Here is a 21625-nt window from a genome sequence, read left to right as displayed (position 1 = left end):
AAGCCCATCTCTAAATCGAGAGGGGCTTTTTTTTCTCTATCTATTCAAACAGAGTATATAATCGAATCGGTTTTTGATTTCCAGAAGAATCTAATCCGGGATTTAAACTTAAAAATACAGTCTCTACACTTGAATTATTTGGATTATTTTCAACTTTAATTCCCTCTGCTTCAAGATTGCCAACATAACTTCCTGTTATTTTTATGGTGTTGATATGCTCGGCATTACCACCGTTAGTATAAGAATATTTATAGAGTGTAGGTGTATCACCTGCTGCACCGCCATACAGATAAAGGAATTTGTTACCAGAACCTATTCCAGTGATATCAAATCCTTGAAAGGAATTATTGGGTCTTGTGAGTCCTGTGAAATTTGTCAACTGCAATGAGCTTAGATCTTTTATGGACATTTTATTATCTGATGAAGCCTTTAATGCCTTTGTTACGTCACTTAGTTTATATACGGCGTAGTAGGTATTAGATGCTGAAGTTCCAATTTGAATTCTAAAACAAATACGATCTTTGCCATCTGCTATTGCAACAGCACTTCTATAGGCACTACCACTTATTTTTGATGTGACTTCTTCTAGATTTGTTATCGTTTTTACATTTACTATTTCTGCGCCCGTTGGTTTTGCAGGGTTAACTTTATACTCAATAAGTGATATATCAGTAGACCATTTATTGCTATCACCACTATTTACGGTATTCCCTACCCATAATAAAGTTTTTCCATTCTCTTTTATCACTTCTAAAGACTCTCCGTGTCCATAGTCTCCAAGTATTACATAATCTTCTACTTCACATTTTTCACCTTTTATAATGCAACGTGAAAGCACTGTAGCCGATTTAACTCTCTGAGTAATAAAAACTTCATTTTTATCACCATAATCAAAGTTTTGTATAGCATTTTCATATTTCAGGCCTAAATATTCAAATACCCGGTCTATAGTAGTCGTTTTTGTTGGGACTGTGTTGGCAGCGCTAGTAGTAATACCGGACATATTTAAGAGTATGAGGCATCCCAAAAGTGTTATAAAAGTTTTTTTAAAAACTATTTTCATTTTATAATCCCCTTTTTATATTCTTATCATTATTATTTGCAGATAATATCATAACATGTTAATTATGTTTAATTTTATCTTAAAAGTTAAAAAATATAAGGAAGTAAAAGAGGATTAAAAGGTGTCGTTTATTTGGATGTATTTATAGTATCTACTACAAATTCGGGAACTGATTTTACTTGAAGAATATAGACCAAGCGTTCTTTGAACAAGTTTTTCTCAAGGAAAAACTGCACTTTATTCCATGGGGATCACTACATCTCGAATGGTTAAAACAAAGGGTTACCTATAGGTAGTACTGGTACAGTAACTGATCATGTTATAAGAGTTAAGTTTAAAATGATTCGATGAACAGAAGGAATCAACTGTGTAATACTAGCTAAAAGATAATCCCCTGAATTGGAACTAGAATAAATGACCATAATGACCATAATAGCCATAGATAAAAATATAAAGGATGATATCATGATTTATATCTATAATGACTATGGTGGGACACATACCACGGCTCTAGCAATTGCCTATCATTTAAAAGAAATTATCCAATCAGAACGAAAACTAACTAAAGAAGAAATATTAAATGTTAATTACTTCAATAAATTAACAAAAGATGATTCAGGGAAAATTATTTTCCATGGGATAGATGAAAATGGAGACTCGGTATATACTCTAGGACGGCGATCATCCAAAATTGTTGTTCCAGCATTAAAAAACTTAAGCTTCATACTGCAAAACAAACATCAATTTCATGAAAAAATAATATTCTCTAATACATCACCAACTGTACCGTTTGTGATGTCAATTGGGGGTTTTTTATCAAGACAATTAAAAATTGATTTTATTGGTGTACCATTATTAATTATAGGTGCCAAACAATGCTGTGATAATATTTTTCGGTTGGTTGAAAACACCAAACAAATAGGGAAATTCTCAAGTGAGGAAAAAGTGATTATTTTAGAAAATGAAAAATATAAATGATAATCGTTAGTATTTTATCTAGGTGAGAAAAGAGATATCCCTAGCACAGGAAGTCGGTTTTTACATAAAAAAACTAAAATGTTAAGCAAGATACGTTGAGTCAACCATAAATGTTGGCACTTTGTTGTTACACATCTTAAAGAAACTTCATGTTAACGAAATTATGTAAATTAACACTCATTTTTAATTAATAAAATCGAAAGTTTTTTGGAATCTATGTAAATTTTGTAATGAATATACGTGAATTTCGTAAATTTTTGGAATCCTAGGTAATTTCCTGATTTTTAGTTGTATGATTGTGAAAAAGGAGTTTATTGAGATGAAATTTTCAGAAACTATTGTAAATTTTTTTTCAATCAAACAAAAAGAAATACCTGACACACACTTTCAATGTCATGTCTGTGACGGAACAGGTGCCTATGATATATATACTGACTGTCTTACTTGTAATGGAAAAGGGCTAATAAGTAAAATTGAGTATTTTAGTAGGCTTGAAAACGGTGAAATCTAAAAGTTTTAATGTTGACTGTTACTATGCCTTATCGATTTACAGATAGTACTACAGAAAAACCTAAGAATAGGGAAAATATGTAAAATTGTTTAGTTACACAGTTAGATTTTATTTTTTATCTGTCATTAAATAGGTAGGATTACATGAACCTTGTCAAATATATTAGTTACAATCATTGATAATGAATTCCCTAGTAGTCCTTTTAATTAGGAAGAAACTGTGGGTATCTTGAAAAATAAATAAGAAACAAATCCAAAGTCGTCCAAAAGGTCGGCTTATTAATTTCGAAATGGGGAGACAAAAGATATTCGAACTTGGATTATTAGCTTTGTTTATTGGTACCCTGTTACCAAACTATTCAAAGCATGGACACCATGTTTGGCTATTTTAAAGGAATTAGACAACGGAAATTACGCCTTTAAACATGTGGATTTAGGGATTGAACCTAATGCGCTTAATGATCCTGTTGAATTCCTACAAGACGAAGGGTATATTGATGGTGCTGAAGTATATCTTACAGGGAATTATGATATATCCAACGCTATGATAATTGAAAAGGGAGAAGATTATCTAGAGGATAACTCCCTATTAATGAAAGCGTACAAAGGATGGAAGGGAGCGAGAGATTGGATAAAAATTTAGTAACAACGTTAAAGCGACCAATCATTGGATGTATCTTTTTTATCATAAATCGGAACAAATGTTCTATAATATAACTTATAGAATGAATGGAGTTGTTCCTATGTCACTTAAAGATCGCGGAAATATTAAATGGAAATCAGCTATGTTTTTGCCTGAGCACGTTAAATTACTAAAAGATTTAAATAAAGATTATTATCGGCAAGTAAAACCAATATTAGATGAATACCAAATAGAGGAGTTTGAAAACAAAATACACATTGCTATGGAGTTTAGTTCACCAGTAAAGTTTACTGTTTGGGAAGACGGCTTCGATTGGGAGTATACAGGATTATTACATAGATTAGACCCAATAACTAATTTGATTCATTTAGAGTTGGAGAAAGAAAAGGGATATATTATAAAAATAAAATTTGAAGATATTGTAGAGGTTGAAGTTAAAGAGTAAAGAAATTTAAATGGAAATACCACTTTGTTATATTCATAATTTTACATGTTACTCATAGAAAAGTTAATAAATGTGAATTTAAACTTAAAGCAAAATAGAGGAAAAAATTAATACTACAAAATCAGAGATAAAAGATAATAAAAAAAGCTAGTGACAATAATATTACTAGACTGTGTTTGGATAAATTGTTGCTCAGGAACACAGTCAAAGTCATAAGAAATGTTGGTGAAAAGAGATATGAATACACAATCATACGATTTGTTTTTTTGCTTGTTTATCAAGCATAATAATAAGTATTTCACTTGTTTTCTTTTTCTTAATCATCCTATTAATTGACTAGCGTTGTCCTATATAGCCACGAATTTGTTTGTTATGATTAAAAAGCCTAGTATATTTAGGGTTGTAATACAAAGTAGTAAACCAATCGTATTCTTTTAACATATCAAGGTGTTTATCCGTATGTTTTGTACTATTATGTAATGACATTGATGCAACGAATAAAAAATCTAATGCTAATGATAATAATTCACCCATAATGAATGAGTCTCCTTATATTGGTTAATTTTACCTTAAAAGGATACTTAGGAGAAGTGTGATTTATTATTTTTCAATAGTCGCATTTTTTCAAAACATAGCTTTTTGTTTACATAAAATGAATAATCCAAAAAAACCACCAGTCGGTTAGGATTGATGGTTTTCTTTTGTTTCAATAAACTCAACAACTTCCTCAATTTTACACAGATGTAAGGGACGGTAGCAAATACGTAAAGTTCAAAGGGAAGGATTCATCATATAAAGGTTCTTTTGAATTGAAGGACCATTAAAACAGTCAGCTCAAAGAATTGTGAATAACCATACTAGAATCTATTTGTATAGAAAACTGCTGAAGTGACTTAATGAGCAAAGTCGAGAGATTAATGACTCTCATTTGAAATGTATTTTTATGTGAAAAAATATATATAGAAACATATGGTAATTCAGGTACATATGTATTAGGATAAATATAGTAAATGGTTCATTATAACGAATTCAGGGGGAGAAAACGTGCGTAATAAAGGTATTTTGTCATTGGTTGCGGTAGGGTTATTAGCTTCCACAGTGTCCGTGGGTATTGTTAAGGCTGAAGGAAACAAGAACGAGTTGGTTAGGAAAGCTATAGAAAGTCAAGTAGAAAAACCTCTCCAAAAAGGTGCTATTGATCCTAAAACATTTAACCAAATTGAACAAGCATTAAAAGGTTCTCAATCATACTCATTACATAGGTTCAATAAAATGGGTAGGATGAGTAGTGGCAATTCTGATGAAGATTACTTGATTGAAAGTGAATATAATGACGACTTTAATTCAGCAAATATATCATCATATGAAAAACCGACAATCGGTCAACTACTTCCTTTGTACGATGTTGATTTTTATAAAGTAAAAGTACCTCAGAGTGGAATTTTATTAGTAGGAGGAGAAACTAACACATACTCCATTGATCTTCTATTTACTGCCGTACAAAAAGATTTTGTTGAGAGTAGCAATTTGGAATATTTGGGTAGTGAATATGAGGATGATGTTGAAGTACAAGCGTATCAAGCTAAAGCTGGCACATATTATGTGGGTGTTATAGACACTGATAATGACTACATTGACAATAATACAGAAGAGGATTTATATGCTATCTCAACTGGATTTGTAGATAATGTTAAGCCATCTAAGCCAAGTGTTAATAAGGTTGACAATAATGACAAAGTTATAACAGGGAAAGCAGAAGCTAATTCTACGGTTACTGTTAAAAGAGGAAGTAAAGTGTTAGGCTCTGCAAAAGCAACATCTAAAGGAACATTCTCTATTAAAATAGCCGTGCAAAAAGCGGGAACTAAATTGACCATCACAGCTAAAGATAGTTCAGGGAATGTGAGTTCAAGTGTTTCTGTAACTGTTCTAGACGTTGTTCCACCAAGTAAACCTACCGTAAGTAAGGTAGATAATAATGACAAAGTAGTAACAGGGAAAGCAGAAGCTAATTCTACGGTTACTGTTAAAAATGGCAGTAAAGTATTAGGCTCTGCAAAGGCAACAACTAAAGGAACATTCTCTATTAAAATAGCCGTGCAAAAAGCGGGAACTAAATTAGCGGTCACAGCAAAAGATAGTTCAGGGAATGTGAGTTCAAGTGCTTCTGTCACAGTGTTAGATGTTGTTCCACCAAGTAAGCCTACGGTAAGTAAGGTAGATGATAATGATAAAGTTGTAAAAGGGAAAGCTGAAGCATCATCGACTGTGACCGTAAAGGTAGGTAGTAAATCCCTTGGTTCAGCGAAAGCAACGTCTAAGGGGAGCTACTCAGTTAAGATAAAAGCACAGAAAAAGGGAACTACCCTTACAATAACTGCAAAGGATAAAGCAGGAAATGTTAGTTCAAAGGCAACTACTAAGGTTGTAAAACATTAAATTCACGGTAATATTATATCTGTTGTTACAGATGAATCATTAAAGACAATGGATATTCTAATAAAACTAAATCAAGTAGGAGTACTCAATATCCGTTATACTTCAAAAACTCGGAGAGAAGAAAATGAGTATAAAGAAAAGTCAAACATTCGTACAGTTAGATATAAGGAATTGGGATAATACTGAATTAGTAGATAGTTTATATGAAATTTGCGAGACTAGTAAAGAGTATGAAAATGATGTAGTAGAGGTTCATCAGGTTGTAGACTTAGGGAAACTTAAAAATGAATGGAGATATTTAATCATTCTAAATATTTCACAAGACCTGGATAATCTGGGTGCGCAAATAGACCATTATTAAAAACAAAAACTTCACTATAAAATCTTGAAACCACCAGTCCAATTACTGGTGGTTTTCTTCTGTTTGAACTAATTCAATTACATCTTCTATATTGCATTCAAGGTATTCGCACAAGTTAATTAAAATGGATAATACCACATTAATGTGGCTCTAGAGTCACGTTTCCGAGTCACAAATCATCCTGTTTTTTTAAACCCCTTTAACGAACTGAATCGTATTGGCTTCTATAAGGAGGGAGAGAATACCGTTTAAATGGATAAGGTTTTTATAAATACAATTCTAATTCAAAGTCTGCGTTCATCCAATACAAGAAACAAATACATCGCTTATAAAGATATTTTGGAATATTTATAGAAACAATGTTATTAGATGTTTAAAATAAAATTTACTATCTGTTATTTAACAATCGGGTAGGAAACATGGTTTGTTGGTTAGGGTTAATGTATTGGAAGGAAACTATGATGAGGCCTGTGAAGGGCATTTGATTTTATCAATAATAGTTGCTATTGGTTTTATTTATACAACTTTTTCATACATTGAGTTTACTAGTAAAGCAAGGTTTTCTAAAATATTCTTTTACTATGGTTTGATTTCAGTCGTATATGGTACGGGTATACTAACTCAAAAATATATTCAAGAAAAGATAAAATAATCTATTAAGCTTAAGCGGATGTTTGGTAAAAAAAGAGCGATTTTAACTATATTTAATTCTTTAAAAGCTCGTTAAATTACCTGGAATATGGTAAAATAGTTAATTGTAACTAATTCAACAGGAGGAACATATATGAGCAATTCAGTAGGGTTTTGGAAACGATTTTTAGCAGAAGTTCTAGATGGCATTATAATAGGCATTCCATTGGCGGTAATTTTTGGTTTGATCACTGGTCAATGGGAAGATGATAGTATTTCAACCTTTGTCGTCTTTCTTTACACAATGTTCGTACCAATATTTTGGTATGGATATACAGTAGGCAAAAGAATGATGGGTATACGTATAGTAAGGGTTGACGGTAAAAAATTAGGTATAGGTACTATGCTTTTAAGATGTTTAGTTGCTGGAATAGTTTATGGAATCACATTAGGAATAGGATTTATTGTTAGCGCGTTTATGGTTGGCTTAAGAAAAGATCATAGAGCAATTCATGATTTAATAGCTGGTACATACGTGACATCGAATAAACCTTGATTGTAAGATAGGCAGCTTAATAGCTGCTTTTTTTGTTAGGAAATTTCAGTTGATCCTTTATTAACAGATGCACTTGATAAAGTTAAACAACTGAAAAATGTTGGATCTTTCTCGTTAAGGATTTATTTAAAGGCTATTTATGGAGTGGAAACAATATGAATGAAAGAAGTTTATAAGGAGCTATGATTTTAAATGAGATAAAGAAGAAAAAAGATTATGTTGTAATTCTGGACAAAAAACTTCTCGGCATTAAAGGTACATGAAGTTAGAGTATGCATTGAGGTGGGCTTAATAAGTGACAATAGAGCAATGTAATCGGCATATGCTGACACGTTACCTACTACTATTGAAAAGGAAAAAATCTTTCAGTATTAGAAGTTATACAAAATGGTATTGTTAAAGAAAATGATGAAACTAAGCTAAACGTAGATTATGCTAAGGAATATGGTCTATCGAATACAGAAATTAATAATCTCCAAAGGGCACTTATTGAAATTTCTTCAGATGAATTAAATGAAATTGAAAGTGAAACAAGATTATTAGATAAGGAAATACTTAAACAAGACGATGTTATTCAAATAGACGAACTAACAGCGTCAGCTACAGGTAGACATGCTCGCACCGCCTTCAGCATTGGAAAAAACTTTAAAAATTGTATTTGGAACCGTTGTCGGGGTGACTGGTGCTACTTTAATTGTTCAAGACATGTATAAATTAGGAGCTTATGCAACTTGCCACAAATGGGGTAAAAGAAACCTAAAGTTAAAAAACGTGTAAAACACTAGGATACTGGTAAAATATCTGAAACTAAGGGGGAAACACAATGTTTGACATAGCTGACTTTTCGAGAGTGAAATTGCTGAAATTATTGATACATTCTTTGCTTATATGCATTTTATTAAGCTTAGTTAGTTTAATTATTAACGATATTTTTTCAATTATCGTTGATAGAAGAATTAATTTGAATTTATTTTTTATTCCAATAATCATGGTTTTTTGGGTTTTGATAGCAATTAAAAAAACAACATACCAAAAATAATTTCAGGATAAGAGTCTGGGCACAATGCTCAGGCTTTTTTTATATTTGTTTTACAATAAAATATCACTATTATCCCTATTTACGAAAGGTTTTTCTTTATTAAATCATCAATAAGAAGTAAACACCATTGAGCAAATGGATATTGATTATAAGCGAGTAATCTTCACTCTGACGAAGTGTTGGCATCTTTCTACCTAACCTGCAGATTTTCGTTAGTGAGGACGAAATAGACCTCGACATGGACGACTTAAACATAGCGCTGACCGCGGTTGATAGCGGCCTTGCAGTAGTAAATCGCGTAATCATCATTGGCGACGACGATTCGCAAGTGTAAATTTGGCGTTAACTCCCGAAAATTATTCGGAAGTTTTAGACGAAGCAATCCTGGATGAATCCTTTAATTCCTTTATTTTCTTTTATTGTTACAATAGTCATTTTCTTAGTAGTGCAGATGAATACTTATTAACGAAGGACTTGTGATGAACATCGGCCAGATTACGGAATCATTCTTTCCGAAGAAAAACGACGATGGTTAAGGTTTTTTGGTACAAAAATAGGCATCTGCGAAAAAAGATGAACCCATTTGTAGGCGGATGCGTACATATAACATATAAGATAATATAAGGAAAAGGGACGGTACTATTATGGGATTCTGGAAACAGGTTTTTAGACCTCGGGTCAGCGTATTGAAGGGCGGTCACGTATTAACTGATAATGTCGAAGGCAAAGGGCTCGTTAATAGAATGTCTGTAATAAAGGGGAGGAAGTCAGGCGAAGTCAAGGTCACAACGGCATTTGGACATAAGCACTTCACACTTTCACAGATTGAGTGGGAACAAAGTGGAGATCGAAACGTCGGTAAAGCTTATGGTAGTACTATACTTAGTACGGCACTTGTGGGTTCAGTCGGTACAATCGCTGAAGTTGCTGTCAGAGCAATGAAAAAAGACAACTCGACTGCGTACATTTATTTGATCGACGAAGAAGGCGAGGAGCACAAAATCCTCGTTCAGTGTACGAAGGAACAATTTGTACAAATATATAAATTGTGTAATTCATATAAAAATTAAATAAAGTGTTTCCTAGGAGTGTGAAAATAATGAACCACAAGCAAGAGGAAATAGATCCATTATAAAGGTAGAGTAAGAAGGTATAAATGACTGTAGATGGAAAGAAAGCACATAGAGAACTTTAAGAGTTATATGATCATAACGAAAAAAGTGGCGGAAGAGTAGCAGGTATCAAATATACGGATCTTTATGAAAACGATGATGAAAAACAAGAGCATCCAGTGTATGAGTATCTACAAGATAAAGGATTAATTGACTATAAAATTCTAGGTAGTAACACTTATCAAGCCAAAATCACTCCACCTGGTATTGATAGAATAATGATAAGTGGGCGATCTTTTGGGTCAATTCATTATTGGGTTTAAATTTTGTAAAAAGTAAAAGCACTTTACCTTAAATGGTCGAGTGCTTTTTTGTGTTTATATATTTAATACGTCTTTATTCTGATTAATGATGATTTTATTTCTTAATATCATTTCTTTATTATTAAGCCCAACATTTAGTTCGGTAGTATTGCTCATCTTCTCTATAAGGGAAGCTACAGATATTTCTAATAATTCAGGGATAGACATGTCTGTTTTAGCTGATAAGCTTTCAAGCTTATTGATTAATTCTGGAGATAACAATAACTCTAATGCTTGTCTTTCCTTTGTGTCCATGATTGTACCCTCCATATGATGAGTTATTTTTATTAGTTTAATTATATTATAGAAATTTCAAACTCAACATTAAATTGGGGTAAAAAAATAGTAAAGTTTTGATGTCAATTACAAAAGAAAGGAAGCATCTGGAATGTAATTTTGATTTGTGATAGATGAAATATTTTTAACTAAATATTGTTTAGGTGGTCAGAATAAAGCAAGAGACACATTAGAAATGATTTTGAGCGGAATAAAAGAGGGTACAACGTTCAAATTAAGTCATAAAAGGATAAATATTCAAATAATAATATGAATAATTTCAGTATTTAGAAAATGTAATACAGTCCTCCTATTATTATGGTAAAATTTAACTGATATTATAGAAGGGGGCGAAATTTTGAAGTGGTTGCTTAAATGGGTAATAATTGTTTTAATTTGCATCATATCAGGATTCAGTATAAATCCAGTGGTTAAGGCAGAAAGTACAAAGCCAAATATTTCTTTTAGTATTATTTCCCCTACGTCAAATACTACGAAAAATGATGAATTAAAAGTTATTATTTCTAAACCGAACTCCACCTATCAAGTAAGTCAAGTTAAGGCAAAGGTTGAGGGAAAGGAAATCCTTCTAACATATGATAACAATGCTTATGGTGAACATCTTCCAGGATGGGTTGGTACATTAAATTTGAATGGTTTATCAAGAGGAATAAAAACACTTGAAGTCACTGTCTATGATGTTTATGGGAATGCTGTAGCGAAACAAACGACATTTAAGTATACGCAGCCACCAGGTTTAAATATTATTTCTCCTAAATCTTTTGATTTTACAAATGGAAAATTACGGATCACTGCAGAGGCTTCTGATTTAGCTGGTGAAACCTCTACAATAGGGGTATATGCCTCTTCTAATGATGAAGGTTATGGGACGAAATTGCTGGAGAGAGTAAATAGAATCGATGAGACTGTTGATATTAGTAAATATAATGGAAAAGAAATCTATATGACTTTTGTAGTTTCAAATGAATCTGGGGGCACATTTACTACAACTAGGGAAATTTATGTTGATAATAGCCCACTCTTAAGCCCAAAAGATCGAATTGATGGGGAAATATTAGATTATAAGGATAATAAAATATTATATCGAACAAATAATGATATAAGAATAAAAGATTTACACACAACAAACGAAACATTAGTTTTTTCTCATTCGATAAATAAAGTGGATTATGGTTTTTTAACTCCTTTAGGAGTGATGCTTGTTGTACAAAATGTTGATCCATATTATATCTCCAATAGTTTATATGAATATAAAAATGGTACTCTTACTTATTTAGGGAGATTAAACTCAAATAATTCTTTAAAGGTTAATGGTCATTATGCAATTTGGAATGGTGATTTAAAACCTCTTACAACACCTGGTATTGCTTCTGGAGTCGAATTATATTTAAAGAATCTAGAGAGTGATAATATCACACTTGTATCTAACGAAGCAGGAAATTGGATGAATAATGTAACATCTAATGGTGATGTGATTTATTGGTCAGGTTCTGGATGGAATGGGTCAGGGGATACAATATTTAATTACAATATTTATAAATATTCCAATGGAAATACAAGTAGGCTATCTTCTGATGGAAGTTATTTTAATGTATATCCAGTGTCGGATGGAAGCTTAACTGTATATGAAAGACATCGATATAATGAGAATACACATTTCTTAATTTTGAATGTTGATGGAAAAGATGAGACGATTGCTACATCATCAAATGATTTCTCACCTGGAAGAGATTATACCATTAACAATGGCTATGTGGCGTATACCAATTATATAAATGGAACAAAGCAAATTTTTATTTGGAAAGATGGTATTTCTAATCAAATCACTTATTTAGGATCTGATACATCAATTGTATCTCTAAATGCTAATGGTGATGTAATAGCTAGGTTTAGTAATGGCTACTATTTTATCAAGAATGACGGAAGTCAGCCAATAAAACTATATACAATAGGTTTGAACAATTACTGGGTCAATAATGAGCTTTATGGCGTTATCGGTGGGGAACTTTTAAGAATAGAGACAAAACCAGTTATAGTTACAGGAGTTACTCTTTCCAAAACGAATCTTGAATTAAAAATTGGAGAAGAATTTAATTTGACTGCTAATGTTTTGCCTTCTAATGCAACAAATCAAAGGGTTAAATGGGAAAGTAATCATTCAGATATCGCAGCTATTGATGGCACAGGTAAAATAATCGCAAAAAAGGAGGGTACAGCTACCATAACAGTAACCACAGAGGATGGAATTAAGACTGCAAGCTGTACTGTGGTGATAAAAGATGTAACAGCACCATCCATACCAACAGTCAATACTGTATATGATAATGCTACTGTTATTACTGGTAAAGCAGAATCAAATGCAAAGGTATATGCGACGGTAGGAAGCAAGAAAATTGGAGAAACAGCTGCAAAAAATGGTCAATATACGATTAAGATTGCAAAACAAAAAGCAGGTACAACCATCGTTGTTTATGCTAAAGATACTTCAGGTAATAAGAGTGGAAGTAAAACAGTTAAGGTAATAGACAAGACAGCTCCATCGATACCAACAGTTAATAATGTATATGATAATGCCACTGTTATTACTGGTAAAGCTGAATTAAATGCAAAGGTATATGCGATGGTAGGAAGCAAGAAAATTGGAGAAACAACTGCAAAAAATGGTCAATATACGATTAAGATTGCAAAACAAAAAGCAGGTACAACCATCGTTGTTTATGCTAAAGATACTTCAGGTAATAAAAGTGGAAGTAAAAAAGTTAAGGTAATAGACAAAACAGCTCCATCCGTACCAACAGTTAATAAAATTACAAGTAAGACAGTAACAGTAACTGGTAAAGGTGAAAAAGGAGCATCTATTTATATTTACAATGGAAGTAAGAAGATTGGGCAAGGAATCGTGGATAGTCGAGGAAACTTTAAGGTGAAAATTAAGGCACAAAAGAAGGGTTCGTCATTAAAGGTATACGCTCAAGACAAATCAGGAAACAAGAGTAAGAGTAAAACAGTAAAGGTAAGCTAGTAACAAGATTAAATTAGTTTTAAAAGCTATCTGTTTATACATTTTGCGGTAATACTGGACCAAGTATTACCGCTTTTTTTATGATGAAATTTAATAGAGACTTTAAAAAGACCATTAAATCCCTAGAAAGTCTAGGAGAGTGATAATTACTTTTTGCAGTTTTATATACTTTTTGGTCTTTGGAGTACCAACATCATTAATAATATCAACAAAATAACTGGTGTGATAAAAAATAAAGACTGAGTTGATATTTGATTCGGGTTGAAGTATGTGTAAGCACTCATTGTGATGCATATTACGGCCAACAACACTAACAGATATTTTAATACCTTCACTTTTAATCACCATTTTCATTATTTATTGTGGTTTTACCCAGTATGAGTAAACCTTGCCTGTGATTGGCTTTTTTAAAATCTTGATTTTGATTCCATTGCCATCTGCAGCATTGTAAGAAATAACCGCTCCACCAATAGTGTATATTGCAACTGCAACAACAGCTATTGCTGCTCCACCTGGAAGTAATGCAACAAGAGAGCTTGCTCCGCCTCCTCCAGCAATAATGGCAATAATTTTGTTTGTTTTACAAGAATCAACGTATACTGTACCAGCTACAATATTACCTACAAATTTGTTTGTTCCCCCACAGTTTGCTTTTGCTTGAATAAAGAATTTGGGTTGTTGTTTTGCTAAATACGCATTAGCTTTATCATAATCTTCTTTAGTATTCTGCACAAGTTCCAACGGCAATCCATCTTCTAGAGCCTTTACATCATCAAATTTAATAAATGTTCCACTATCGTCTATATATGGCTGTGAAAGATTCCCTTCTTCGGCCTGTTCCTGCAACTCTTCACTTTCTACGTTTGCTATTATTTTATCAATTTGATCTTGAGTGAAACTTTCATCAAAAACATAACCGTTTTCTTCCTCATTGATGTCGTTTTAAGTTTGAGCTGAACCAAAAGGAATAGCTACTGTTAAACTCATTACTAGTGTTAATAATAAAGATATAAACTTTTTCATTTCCCCCGAACATTTTTTCTGCTATTATCATCACTTGCCCTTGAACAGGGTAACATAATTAAGAAAAATATGGATGTGTTTACAATTTTTATAACACGAATCCTGAAAAATGAATAAAAATAGCTATATAATTATCAGATATATAAGGTCTTTTTACCTGTGTTATATTAACTAATGGGTAATTAATCATTGTTTTGTGGTTGTTTGTCTGAATATCCTATTTACTTGTGATGGGTTGACTATATTTACTGTTTACAAATATATGCCTGTTTCGTACAATTTGAAAATTTAAGGCAAATTTGTAGGAGTGATTTAGTGAAAGTCGCTATTTAAACAAGCATATCGACAGATAAAGAAGAACAAAAGCTATCGTTTCAATCTCAGAGTGAGTACTATACACAAAATATTGTTCGGAAAAAGGCTATGATTTGTACCACATATACGCAGATGAAGGGATAACAGGGACAAAAAAAGGATCGAAAAAACATGATGTTAGAGGCTGTTTGGATGTGGAACGGAATTGTCGCTAAATATACAAAACTTTATATGGTCAAATTTATTATTGCGTTGATTGCTGTTGGTTTAGCTGGAGTAAGTCGAGTTGAATACAAACATAGTGCTGGGTGGTGGCCTAAGACAAACAAGATAACATTATTTAATCGAAGAAAAATAAAAAATAGGCAGTCACAAAGACCGCCATAATCGGGATACAACACAGGTATAGTGTGACTCTAGAGTCACGTTCCGAGTCACAAATCATCAAATTTTCTTGTGACTCGGGTTTTCATCAATTTTTATTTAGGATTTTTTCTACTAAAATTTGCAAATCATCAGGTCTATGAAATTCAATCGGCGAAACGCCTTTATCGAATTGAATTGAATCGGCTTCTATCATCAATACATACTTCCCATTAATCTTCCCTAAATGGATGCTGTCGCCGAAATCGGCTAGAAGTCCTTTGATTGATGTACTGCCTAGTTTCATTCGTAATTCAGCTTCAGGTGTATGTTCGACAATCTGGGCTGTGGCTTCGACGACTTGGTGGGTTTCAAGGCGTTCCTGGATTTCCCGCTTTTCGCTTGTTTCCCAGATTTCGAGGTCCTGTTCGAATTTGTGCAGTTCGTCACTGTTTTCTTCGAATTGAGCGGATACATGTTCATGGACCATGTGGATGACCTGGTTTTTCATGATTTCTGGCATCGATTCGCCATATTCAACGAATTTCAAAAAGTCCTCGAAGTAGCGTGCATGTGAAGCCTGGTGGATTTTCAGCTCGCCTTCTTCGACCATCCCTTCTTCGGGCATGTAGGGGTATTGGATTGATTTCATATTTTTAGTGGTGATTGCCATTTCAACGTGTCGAATTAGTGTTCGTTCATCTGAAATGGAAGCAACCTTCGGCTCGAAATCACATTTTAATAAGAAGACGAACGGTTCATCTAGATATTTCGTTAATTTAGCAGATGCGACTAGGAAGACTCCGCCACGCACTGCACTTGTATCTATATAAGACTGAGCGAATTGTTCATTTTCCTGCTGGAAGACTTCTTTTGTACCGGCAAAGCGGACACGGTTAAATACATTGTAATTAGGATTGGAATCAAGTGCATGGCCTTCTTCAACAATAAAAGAACCGATTTTTGTGGGTATTTGTTCAGTTTTTGGATGACGGTCTACTTTTCGTTTGGAGATTTTCATCAATTCCCCATCCAAAAAATCCTTTAAAGGACTTTCTTCGTATTCCTGGGTATCGAGTGTTTGAAAATGTTTAAATCGTTTATCAGCCTGATCGCCTTTTCCTTCAACTTGTATTAAATAAAAAGACAGATAGGTAATCGTAAAATCCATGAAAGTCACCATCTCCAATTAAGCATATTTCCCGTACTTTTTAGACTTAATAAGTATAGAGATGTACATCGATTCCGTCAAACGTTTAGTTCTTGAATGGATAGAATAATTATGGTGTATTATTCCATAATAAGAGTAGGGAACATAAATTGGAGTCTCTATTTAAAATTTGGATATATTGGAAAATAGAATCAAATGAAGATCTAAAAGGGTAAGTAGGTATCCCAGCTCAGGATTTGTCAAATCCATTCATGTAAGATTATAAAATTTGGATATTTATTTTAACGTTCTATATGTAAATGCGCCTAAATATTTGATAGAGAATTTTGTCGAAAAATCATTAGGTATATTCAACGAATTTTCAAAATAGAAATTCTACTATAATAAAACCATTGACGTATAAGGGTTTAATACGTATAATTTGAAAGTCAGATAATTCAGGAATTGTTGAATTTTGTCGAAAATTCTCTACTGTAAAAAGTAAGTGAATACATTTATTTGTTATCTTCTGAATAGTTTTTTAAATTTGCGGAGGAGAAAACATGAGTATTTTTAGAAAGAAGTCTATTGAGGACTTATTGAAAAACGCTGGTTCCAACAGTAAGGGGTTGAAAAGGGAACTAGGTGCTTGGGATTTAACGATGCTTGGAATTGGAGCAATAATTGGCACTGGTATTTTTGTATTAACGGGAACTGGAGCAGTTAATGCTGGTCCGGCACTTTCGTTATCGTTTGTCATTGCCGGTCTTGCTTGTTTATTCGCAGCACTTTCATATGCTGAATTTGCATCATCCGTGCCGGTATCTGGTTCAACTTACACTTATGCGTATGCAACACTAGGTGAATTTGCTGCCTGGATAATAGGGTGGGATTTAATCCTTGAATACTTATTGGCGGTTAGTGCCGTATCGGCCGGCTGGTCTGGTTATTTCCAATCGTTTTTAGGTGGATTCGGGATTAACTTCCCGGAGAAGCTAACGGCAGCACCTGGTTCAATTGAGGGTGTTACAACTTATATGAACTTGCCAGCCTTTATAATAGTTATGGCTATTACTTTATTGATTTCTAGAGGTACGAAACAAACAACCAGGATCAACAACACTATGGTTGTTATTAAAGTGATCGTTGTTTTGCTGTTTATCGTCTCTTCTATTTACTATGTGAAACCTGAAAACTGGCAGCCATTCATGCCATTCGGAATCAGTGGAGTATTTTCTACAGCCGCTTTAATGTTCTTTGCATTTATCGGCTTTGATGCAGTAGCATCTGCAGCTGAGGAAACAAGAGATCCAGGAAAGAATTTACCACGAGGAATAATCGGTTCATTGATTATTTGTGTTGTACTTTATATGATTGTTAGTTTAATTATGACAGGTGTGGTACCGTATGCTCAGTTCGCAACGGCACTGGATCACCCGATTTCTTTAGTACTACAAAGTGCAGGCCAGAATTGGATTGCAGGAATTATTGACCTTGGAGCCTTTATTGGAATGACAACGGTCATTTTGGTTATGTTATATGGACAAACTCGTATCATGTTTGCGATGTCACGTGATGGATTGATGCCTAAATCTTTATCAAAACTTCATAAGAAATATAATACGCCTTATGCGGCATCATGGATGTTTGGTATAATTGCAGCCTTACTAGGAGCCTTTGTACCACTTGGTGAATTGGCCGAATTGGTTAATATCGGAACGTTAACAGCGTTTACGATGATTTCGGTAGCGGTAATCGTTTTACGTAAAACAAGACCAGATATGAAACGTGCATTCTATTGTCCGGCCGTACCGCTTGTGCCAGGTTTAGCCATCGTTTTTTGTGTATTCCTTATGTTACAACTAGGTAGCCATACATGGATACGCTTCTTAATTTGGATGGCTATTGGTATCGTGATTTACTTTGTTTATTCTCGAAAACATTCCAATCTTAATCAGCAGGAAAAATAATAATTTTAAAAAAACACTCATCGGAGTGTTTTTTTGTTTAACTCTAAATTAAAGGTGGAGAAAGTCAAAGTAGTTTAAGACTAATATGCAGTGTTATGGTTGAAATAAAAGTGGCAAGTATATATTGAAGCTTGAACAACAATGATAAAGCTATTTTAAATGGAGTTGAAGTTAATCAGTAATAAACAATATGTTGGATTTTAAAAGTAAATAGGAGAGAGGTCGTCTAAAAGATGATGCAAAAAGGAGTGTAGTATCTTTACAAGAAGGCTAATACCTATTTTTTTCAGTAGAGAATATAGATTTTAAATTTTATATTTGACAAGTTTCCTCGGTAGAATATTTAATCGAAAACATCAACCCTGGTTAGTAGGATAAAATTACATGGTTTTTTATTAATTTATAACCAATTACAAAAAGAAGCGGTTTTAAACTTACAACAATGAAATTTCTTTAAGGAGTTTCAATAATTCTCTTGATATAATACAGGTTAAATGTTATATTAATAAAGCGATGAGCTAATTTGTGTAAGTCGAAGAACATGCTTTTTAAGCTAAACGTCGGGATGTGGCCTGACGGTTCCCGCCTCAAACGCATCAAAGACGCCTCCTGCGTGCAGGCGTCTTTTTCATTGTTTTTTTATTTTACCGATTCTTTTTTCGCGACTTGAACGTCTTCTTTAAATTCCTCTTGAATTTCATCTGTTATTCCCTTCGTTGCATCCTTAAACTCTCGAAGCGATGTACCTACAGCGCGTCCGATTTGAGGAAGTTTTTTCGGCCCAAAGACAATTAATGCTAAAAGAAAGATTAGAATTAAACCAGGAAAACCAATGTTTGAAAGCATAGCTAGTCACTCCTATCAAATCTGATATATAATATTATAGACCCCTGACGAGCATTTGCAAATGTAAATTACTATTAATTGTAAGAGTCTATATATATAAAGGGATAAATAGTACTTTAAAAACCTTTAGATTCTACCTCCTATATCTTATAAATCACATGAAATTCTATAGATCTTTCTTCATTATAATGTTTGTTACATAACATATTATACTTTTTTGAAAAAATTAATGTCTTTACATAGATAGTCTTTTATGGAAGGATTACAGAATCCACTATTAGAGTCTCATTGCAATCAATAACTAATTACGAAATACAAAAATTTTTTTGTTACTTGGGAATTATTAGTCTTGCAAGAGAGAATGAATTTATGTATTATAACTATACAAGTCTGCGTTGTTCGTAATGATAATTAAGTTTTAACCTTTAAGCTGTAATAGGGAGTTTTACATCGAAACAGGAATGTTATGCCTCGTCACTGACTTGGACAACAGGATTGTTTCTGCAAACACCCACTTTGAGGAGTGGTGGTTTAAAACTTTCTTACGTGAATACGGCAATGGCGGCTCTATCTTTAAAATTAGAAACCAGTTCCGATCAGGGACTGGTTTTTTTCTGTTTTTTCATCCTGTTGAGCTATTGAATAACATATCTATAATAAATAGTTGTTGTATTATAGTGTGAAAAAAAAATTTTTTAATACAGGTAACTTGGAAACGATTTCAATCGAAATCATCTTAATTCTCCATTACACTCATGAATTCATTATATTTCAAGATGGCTTATGCTTTGGTGTTTTGATGTTTATGACTAATTTGTGAAAATTTTTATTGAAATATCAGATAATTGCCTATTATAATAACAATTAGATAACTCGGTTCACTATTTGTGTAAAGTTAGTGAAAAGTTATTTTTTTTATTAGCAATTCCGTAAGCGCTATCATGTGGATATTGATAGTCACCTAGAGAGGGGAAATTTTTTATGGCTAGTATTAACACGACAGAGGTAATTAGTAACAGTAAATTTAACCGCTTTCATTTCGGTTTGTTGGCATGGTGTTTCATTATCATCCTTTTTGATGGGTACGACCTTGTCGTTTATGGAACGGTTGTACCAGTGTTAACAGAGGAGTGGAATCTAACTTCAGTGGAAGCGGGAGCAATGGGAAGCTATGGTCTATTCGGTATGATGTTCGGCGCCATCTTTTTTGGGACATTAGCGGATCGGATTGGAAGAAAAAACGTCATTGCCATTTCATTGATTTTATTTAGTTTATTTACATTGCTATGTGGATTTGCGAGTACACCTACTATATTTTCTACTTTTCGATTTTTAGCGGGGTTAGGACTGGGAGGCATTATGCCGAACGTCATCGCTTTATTGACGGATTACGCCCCGAAAACAATGAGAAGCATGGTCGTTTCGATTGTATTATGCGGCTATTCATTCGGGGGGATGCTTGCCCCGATACTAGGTATCCTACTTATGCCTTCATTAGGCTGGGAGTCCATATTCTGGTTTGCCGGCATACCTTTACTATTTCTACCAATCATGATGAAGCATTTACCAGAAACCTCCACACATCTCATTAGAATTAACAGAAAAGAGGAATTAATCAGAGTATTATCCAAAGTCAGTCCTGATAGCAATTTCACCATACATGACGAAATTATAGAAGTGAAAAAATCAGATGAGAAACTGCCGATTGTCGGATTGTTTAAAAATTCCCGCGCTCTAAGTACTTTGATGTTCTGGGTTGCCTTTTTCATGTGTCTACTGATGGTATATGGGTTGAATACATGGCTACCAAAGCTAATGATTGAAGCGGGGTATGCTTTGAATTCAAGTCTAGGTTTCTTAATCGTTCTTCAAGGTGGAGCTATCGTAGGTACTCTTATAATAGCTAAGCTTTGTGATAGATATGGTTCTAAAAAAATGCTTGTACCGTTGTATGCGCTAGGTGCAATTAGTTTGACACTGTTAGGAATGGGTGGAAGTTCCTTCATGATTTACACATTAGTAGCGATTGCAGGGGCCTGTACGATTGGCGCCCAAAATCTTGTACAAGCCTATGTTTCCCAGTACTATCCACCAAATATTAGATCGACTGCACTTGGGGTTGCATCTGGAATAGGAAGGATTGGTGGTATGCTCGGACCCATCCTTGGTGGATTCCTATTATCAATCTCGCTACCAATTCAATTGAATTTTATTGCTTTTGCTATTCCTGGTCTTATTGCCGCGATTGCTTTATCCTTTGTTCCAGTGAAGATGGCTTATTATAAAAATAATCAACCAGAACAAAGTGAAGAAATAAAGGTAGACTCCAATAAAATGAATATACTGTAAGAATAAACATGAAAATGGCGACGTAGGTGATATCCACAGCTGCCATTTTCATGTTTATTTTATGTTAGGAGAGCTTGTATAGTTGCTCCTAATTAAATTTCTTTCTTAGTCTTATAATTAGTTTCTTCGCAGATCTGCTCAAAGGACACAAT

Annotated in this window: 20 protein-coding genes and 1 other RNA gene; 15 read left to right on the top strand and 6 right to left on the bottom strand. The window is 33.4% G+C overall.

Going from position 1 to position 21625, the window contains the following annotated elements:
• Positions 1-40: 40 nt before the first annotated feature.
• The gene (locus JFU50_RS24830) at positions 41-1063 is read right to left on the bottom strand and encodes a helveticin J family class III bacteriocin (protein ID WP_201224615.1); all 1023 of its coding nucleotides are present in this window, start codon (positions 1061-1063) and stop codon (positions 41-43) included.
• 465 nt (positions 1064-1528) lie between these two features.
• On the opposite strand from JFU50_RS24830, the gene JFU50_RS24825 reads away from it, so the two are divergent.
• The 4 genes from JFU50_RS24825 to JFU50_RS24810 all read left to right on the top strand — a co-directional run bounded on the left by JFU50_RS24825 (position 1529) and on the right by JFU50_RS24810 (position 3639).
• Positions 1529-2041, top strand: coding sequence for a DUF3189 family protein (locus JFU50_RS24825; protein WP_201224613.1), 513 nt, complete (start codon positions 1529-1531; stop codon positions 2039-2041).
• A gap of 319 nt (positions 2042-2360) precedes the next feature.
• A complete protein-coding gene (locus tag JFU50_RS24820; protein ID WP_053345975.1) occupies positions 2361-2552 on the top strand; it encodes a hypothetical protein in 192 nt (63 codons plus the stop codon).
• 378 nt (positions 2553-2930) lie between these two features.
• Positions 2931-3194 (top strand): YjcQ family protein, encoded by a 264-nt coding sequence (locus JFU50_RS24815; protein ID WP_201224611.1) that lies wholly within the window; start codon positions 2931-2933, stop codon positions 3192-3194.
• Between the two features lie 100 nt (positions 3195-3294).
• Positions 3295-3639: a YolD-like family protein gene (locus JFU50_RS24810; protein ID WP_201224609.1), complete on the top strand. Its 345-nt coding sequence runs from the start codon at positions 3295-3297 to the stop codon at positions 3637-3639.
• Between the two features lie 336 nt (positions 3640-3975).
• Here the strand turns inward: JFU50_RS24810 and JFU50_RS24805 are convergent, their stop codons facing one another.
• Positions 3976-4173, bottom strand: a complete 198-nt coding sequence (locus tag JFU50_RS24805) for a hypothetical protein (RefSeq protein ID WP_201224607.1) — start codon at positions 4171-4173, stop codon at positions 3976-3978.
• Between the two features lie 510 nt (positions 4174-4683).
• On the opposite strand from JFU50_RS24805, the gene JFU50_RS24800 reads away from it, so the two are divergent.
• The 6 genes from JFU50_RS24800 to JFU50_RS24775 all read left to right on the top strand — a co-directional run bounded on the left by JFU50_RS24800 (position 4684) and on the right by JFU50_RS24775 (position 9734).
• Positions 4684-6078, top strand: coding sequence for an Ig-like domain-containing protein (locus JFU50_RS24800; protein WP_201224605.1), 1395 nt, complete (start codon positions 4684-4686; stop codon positions 6076-6078).
• Positions 6079-6202: 124 nt separating this feature from the next.
• A complete protein-coding gene (locus tag JFU50_RS24795) occupies positions 6203-6439 on the top strand; it encodes a hypothetical protein (protein ID WP_201224603.1) in 237 nt (78 codons plus the stop codon).
• 445 nt (positions 6440-6884) lie between these two features.
• Positions 6885-7091: a hypothetical protein gene (locus JFU50_RS24790; protein WP_201224601.1), complete on the top strand. Its 207-nt coding sequence runs from the start codon at positions 6885-6887 to the stop codon at positions 7089-7091.
• Between the two features lie 132 nt (positions 7092-7223).
• Positions 7224-7625: an RDD family protein gene (locus JFU50_RS24785; protein ID WP_201224599.1), complete on the top strand. Its 402-nt coding sequence runs from the start codon at positions 7224-7226 to the stop codon at positions 7623-7625.
• 633 nt (positions 7626-8258) lie between these two features.
• Positions 8259-8402 carry a hypothetical protein gene (locus tag JFU50_RS24780; protein ID WP_201224597.1) on the top strand — a complete coding sequence of 48 codons (144 nt, stop codon included), beginning with the start codon at positions 8259-8261 and terminating at the stop codon, positions 8400-8402.
• 906 nt (positions 8403-9308) lie between these two features.
• A complete protein-coding gene (locus tag JFU50_RS24775; RefSeq protein ID WP_201224595.1) occupies positions 9309-9734 on the top strand; it encodes a hypothetical protein in 426 nt (141 codons plus the stop codon).
• A 419-nt stretch (positions 9735-10153) separates the two neighbouring features.
• Here the strand turns inward: JFU50_RS24775 and JFU50_RS24770 are convergent, their stop codons facing one another.
• Positions 10154-10393 carry a hypothetical protein gene (locus JFU50_RS24770; protein ID WP_201180613.1) on the bottom strand — a complete coding sequence of 80 codons (240 nt, stop codon included), beginning with the start codon at positions 10391-10393 and terminating at the stop codon, positions 10154-10156.
• Positions 10394-10772: 379 nt separating this feature from the next.
• Here JFU50_RS24770 and JFU50_RS24765 point away from each other — a divergent pair, with 379 nt between their 5' ends.
• Positions 10773-13457 carry an Ig-like domain-containing protein gene (locus tag JFU50_RS24765; protein WP_201224593.1) on the top strand — a complete coding sequence of 895 codons (2685 nt, stop codon included), beginning with the start codon at positions 10773-10775 and terminating at the stop codon, positions 13455-13457.
• Between the two features lie 357 nt (positions 13458-13814).
• Here JFU50_RS24765 and JFU50_RS24760 read toward each other — a convergent pair whose 3' ends face one another.
• Positions 13815-14303 (bottom strand): hypothetical protein, encoded by a 489-nt coding sequence (locus JFU50_RS24760; RefSeq protein ID WP_201224592.1) that lies wholly within the window; start codon positions 14301-14303, stop codon positions 13815-13817.
• A gap of 663 nt (positions 14304-14966) precedes the next feature.
• Between JFU50_RS24760 and JFU50_RS24755 the strand changes: the two genes are divergently transcribed.
• Entirely contained in the window at positions 14967-15182 is a 216-nt protein-coding gene (locus JFU50_RS24755) for a hypothetical protein (protein WP_201180603.1), read from the top strand.
• Between the two features lie 85 nt (positions 15183-15267).
• Here JFU50_RS24755 and JFU50_RS24750 read toward each other — a convergent pair whose 3' ends face one another.
• The gene (locus JFU50_RS24750; RefSeq protein ID WP_201224591.1) at positions 15268-16329 is read right to left on the bottom strand and encodes a DUF3900 domain-containing protein; all 1062 of its coding nucleotides are present in this window, start codon (positions 16327-16329) and stop codon (positions 15268-15270) included.
• A 542-nt stretch (positions 16330-16871) separates the two neighbouring features.
• Here JFU50_RS24750 and JFU50_RS24745 point away from each other — a divergent pair.
• Positions 16872-18278, top strand: coding sequence for an amino acid permease (locus tag JFU50_RS24745; protein WP_201224590.1), 1407 nt, complete (start codon positions 16872-16874; stop codon positions 18276-18278).
• Positions 18279-18917: 639 nt separating this feature from the next.
• Here the strand turns inward: JFU50_RS24745 and JFU50_RS24740 are convergent.
• Complete coding sequence (locus JFU50_RS24740; protein ID WP_201224589.1) at positions 18918-19124, bottom strand: twin-arginine translocase TatA/TatE family subunit; 207 nt, start codon at positions 19122-19124, stop codon at positions 18918-18920.
• Between the two features lie 384 nt (positions 19125-19508).
• On the opposite strand from JFU50_RS24740, the gene ssrS reads away from it, so the two are divergent.
• Together ssrS and JFU50_RS24730 are read left to right on the top strand one after the other, a co-directional pair.
• A non-coding RNA gene (ssrS, locus tag JFU50_RS24735) (6S RNA) lies at positions 19509-19696 on the top strand.
• A gap of 409 nt (positions 19697-20105) precedes the next feature.
• A complete protein-coding gene (locus JFU50_RS24730; RefSeq protein ID WP_201224588.1) occupies positions 20106-21473 on the top strand; it encodes an MFS transporter in 1368 nt (455 codons plus the stop codon).
• The last annotated feature ends 152 nt before the right edge of the window (positions 21474-21625 follow it).

The sequence above is a fragment of the Peribacillus sp. TH14 genome (assembly GCF_016651145.1).
Taxonomy (GTDB): domain Bacteria; phylum Bacillota; class Bacilli; order Bacillales; family DSM-1321; genus Peribacillus; species Peribacillus butanolivorans.
This window is presented reverse-complemented; position numbering and strand designations above follow the sequence as displayed.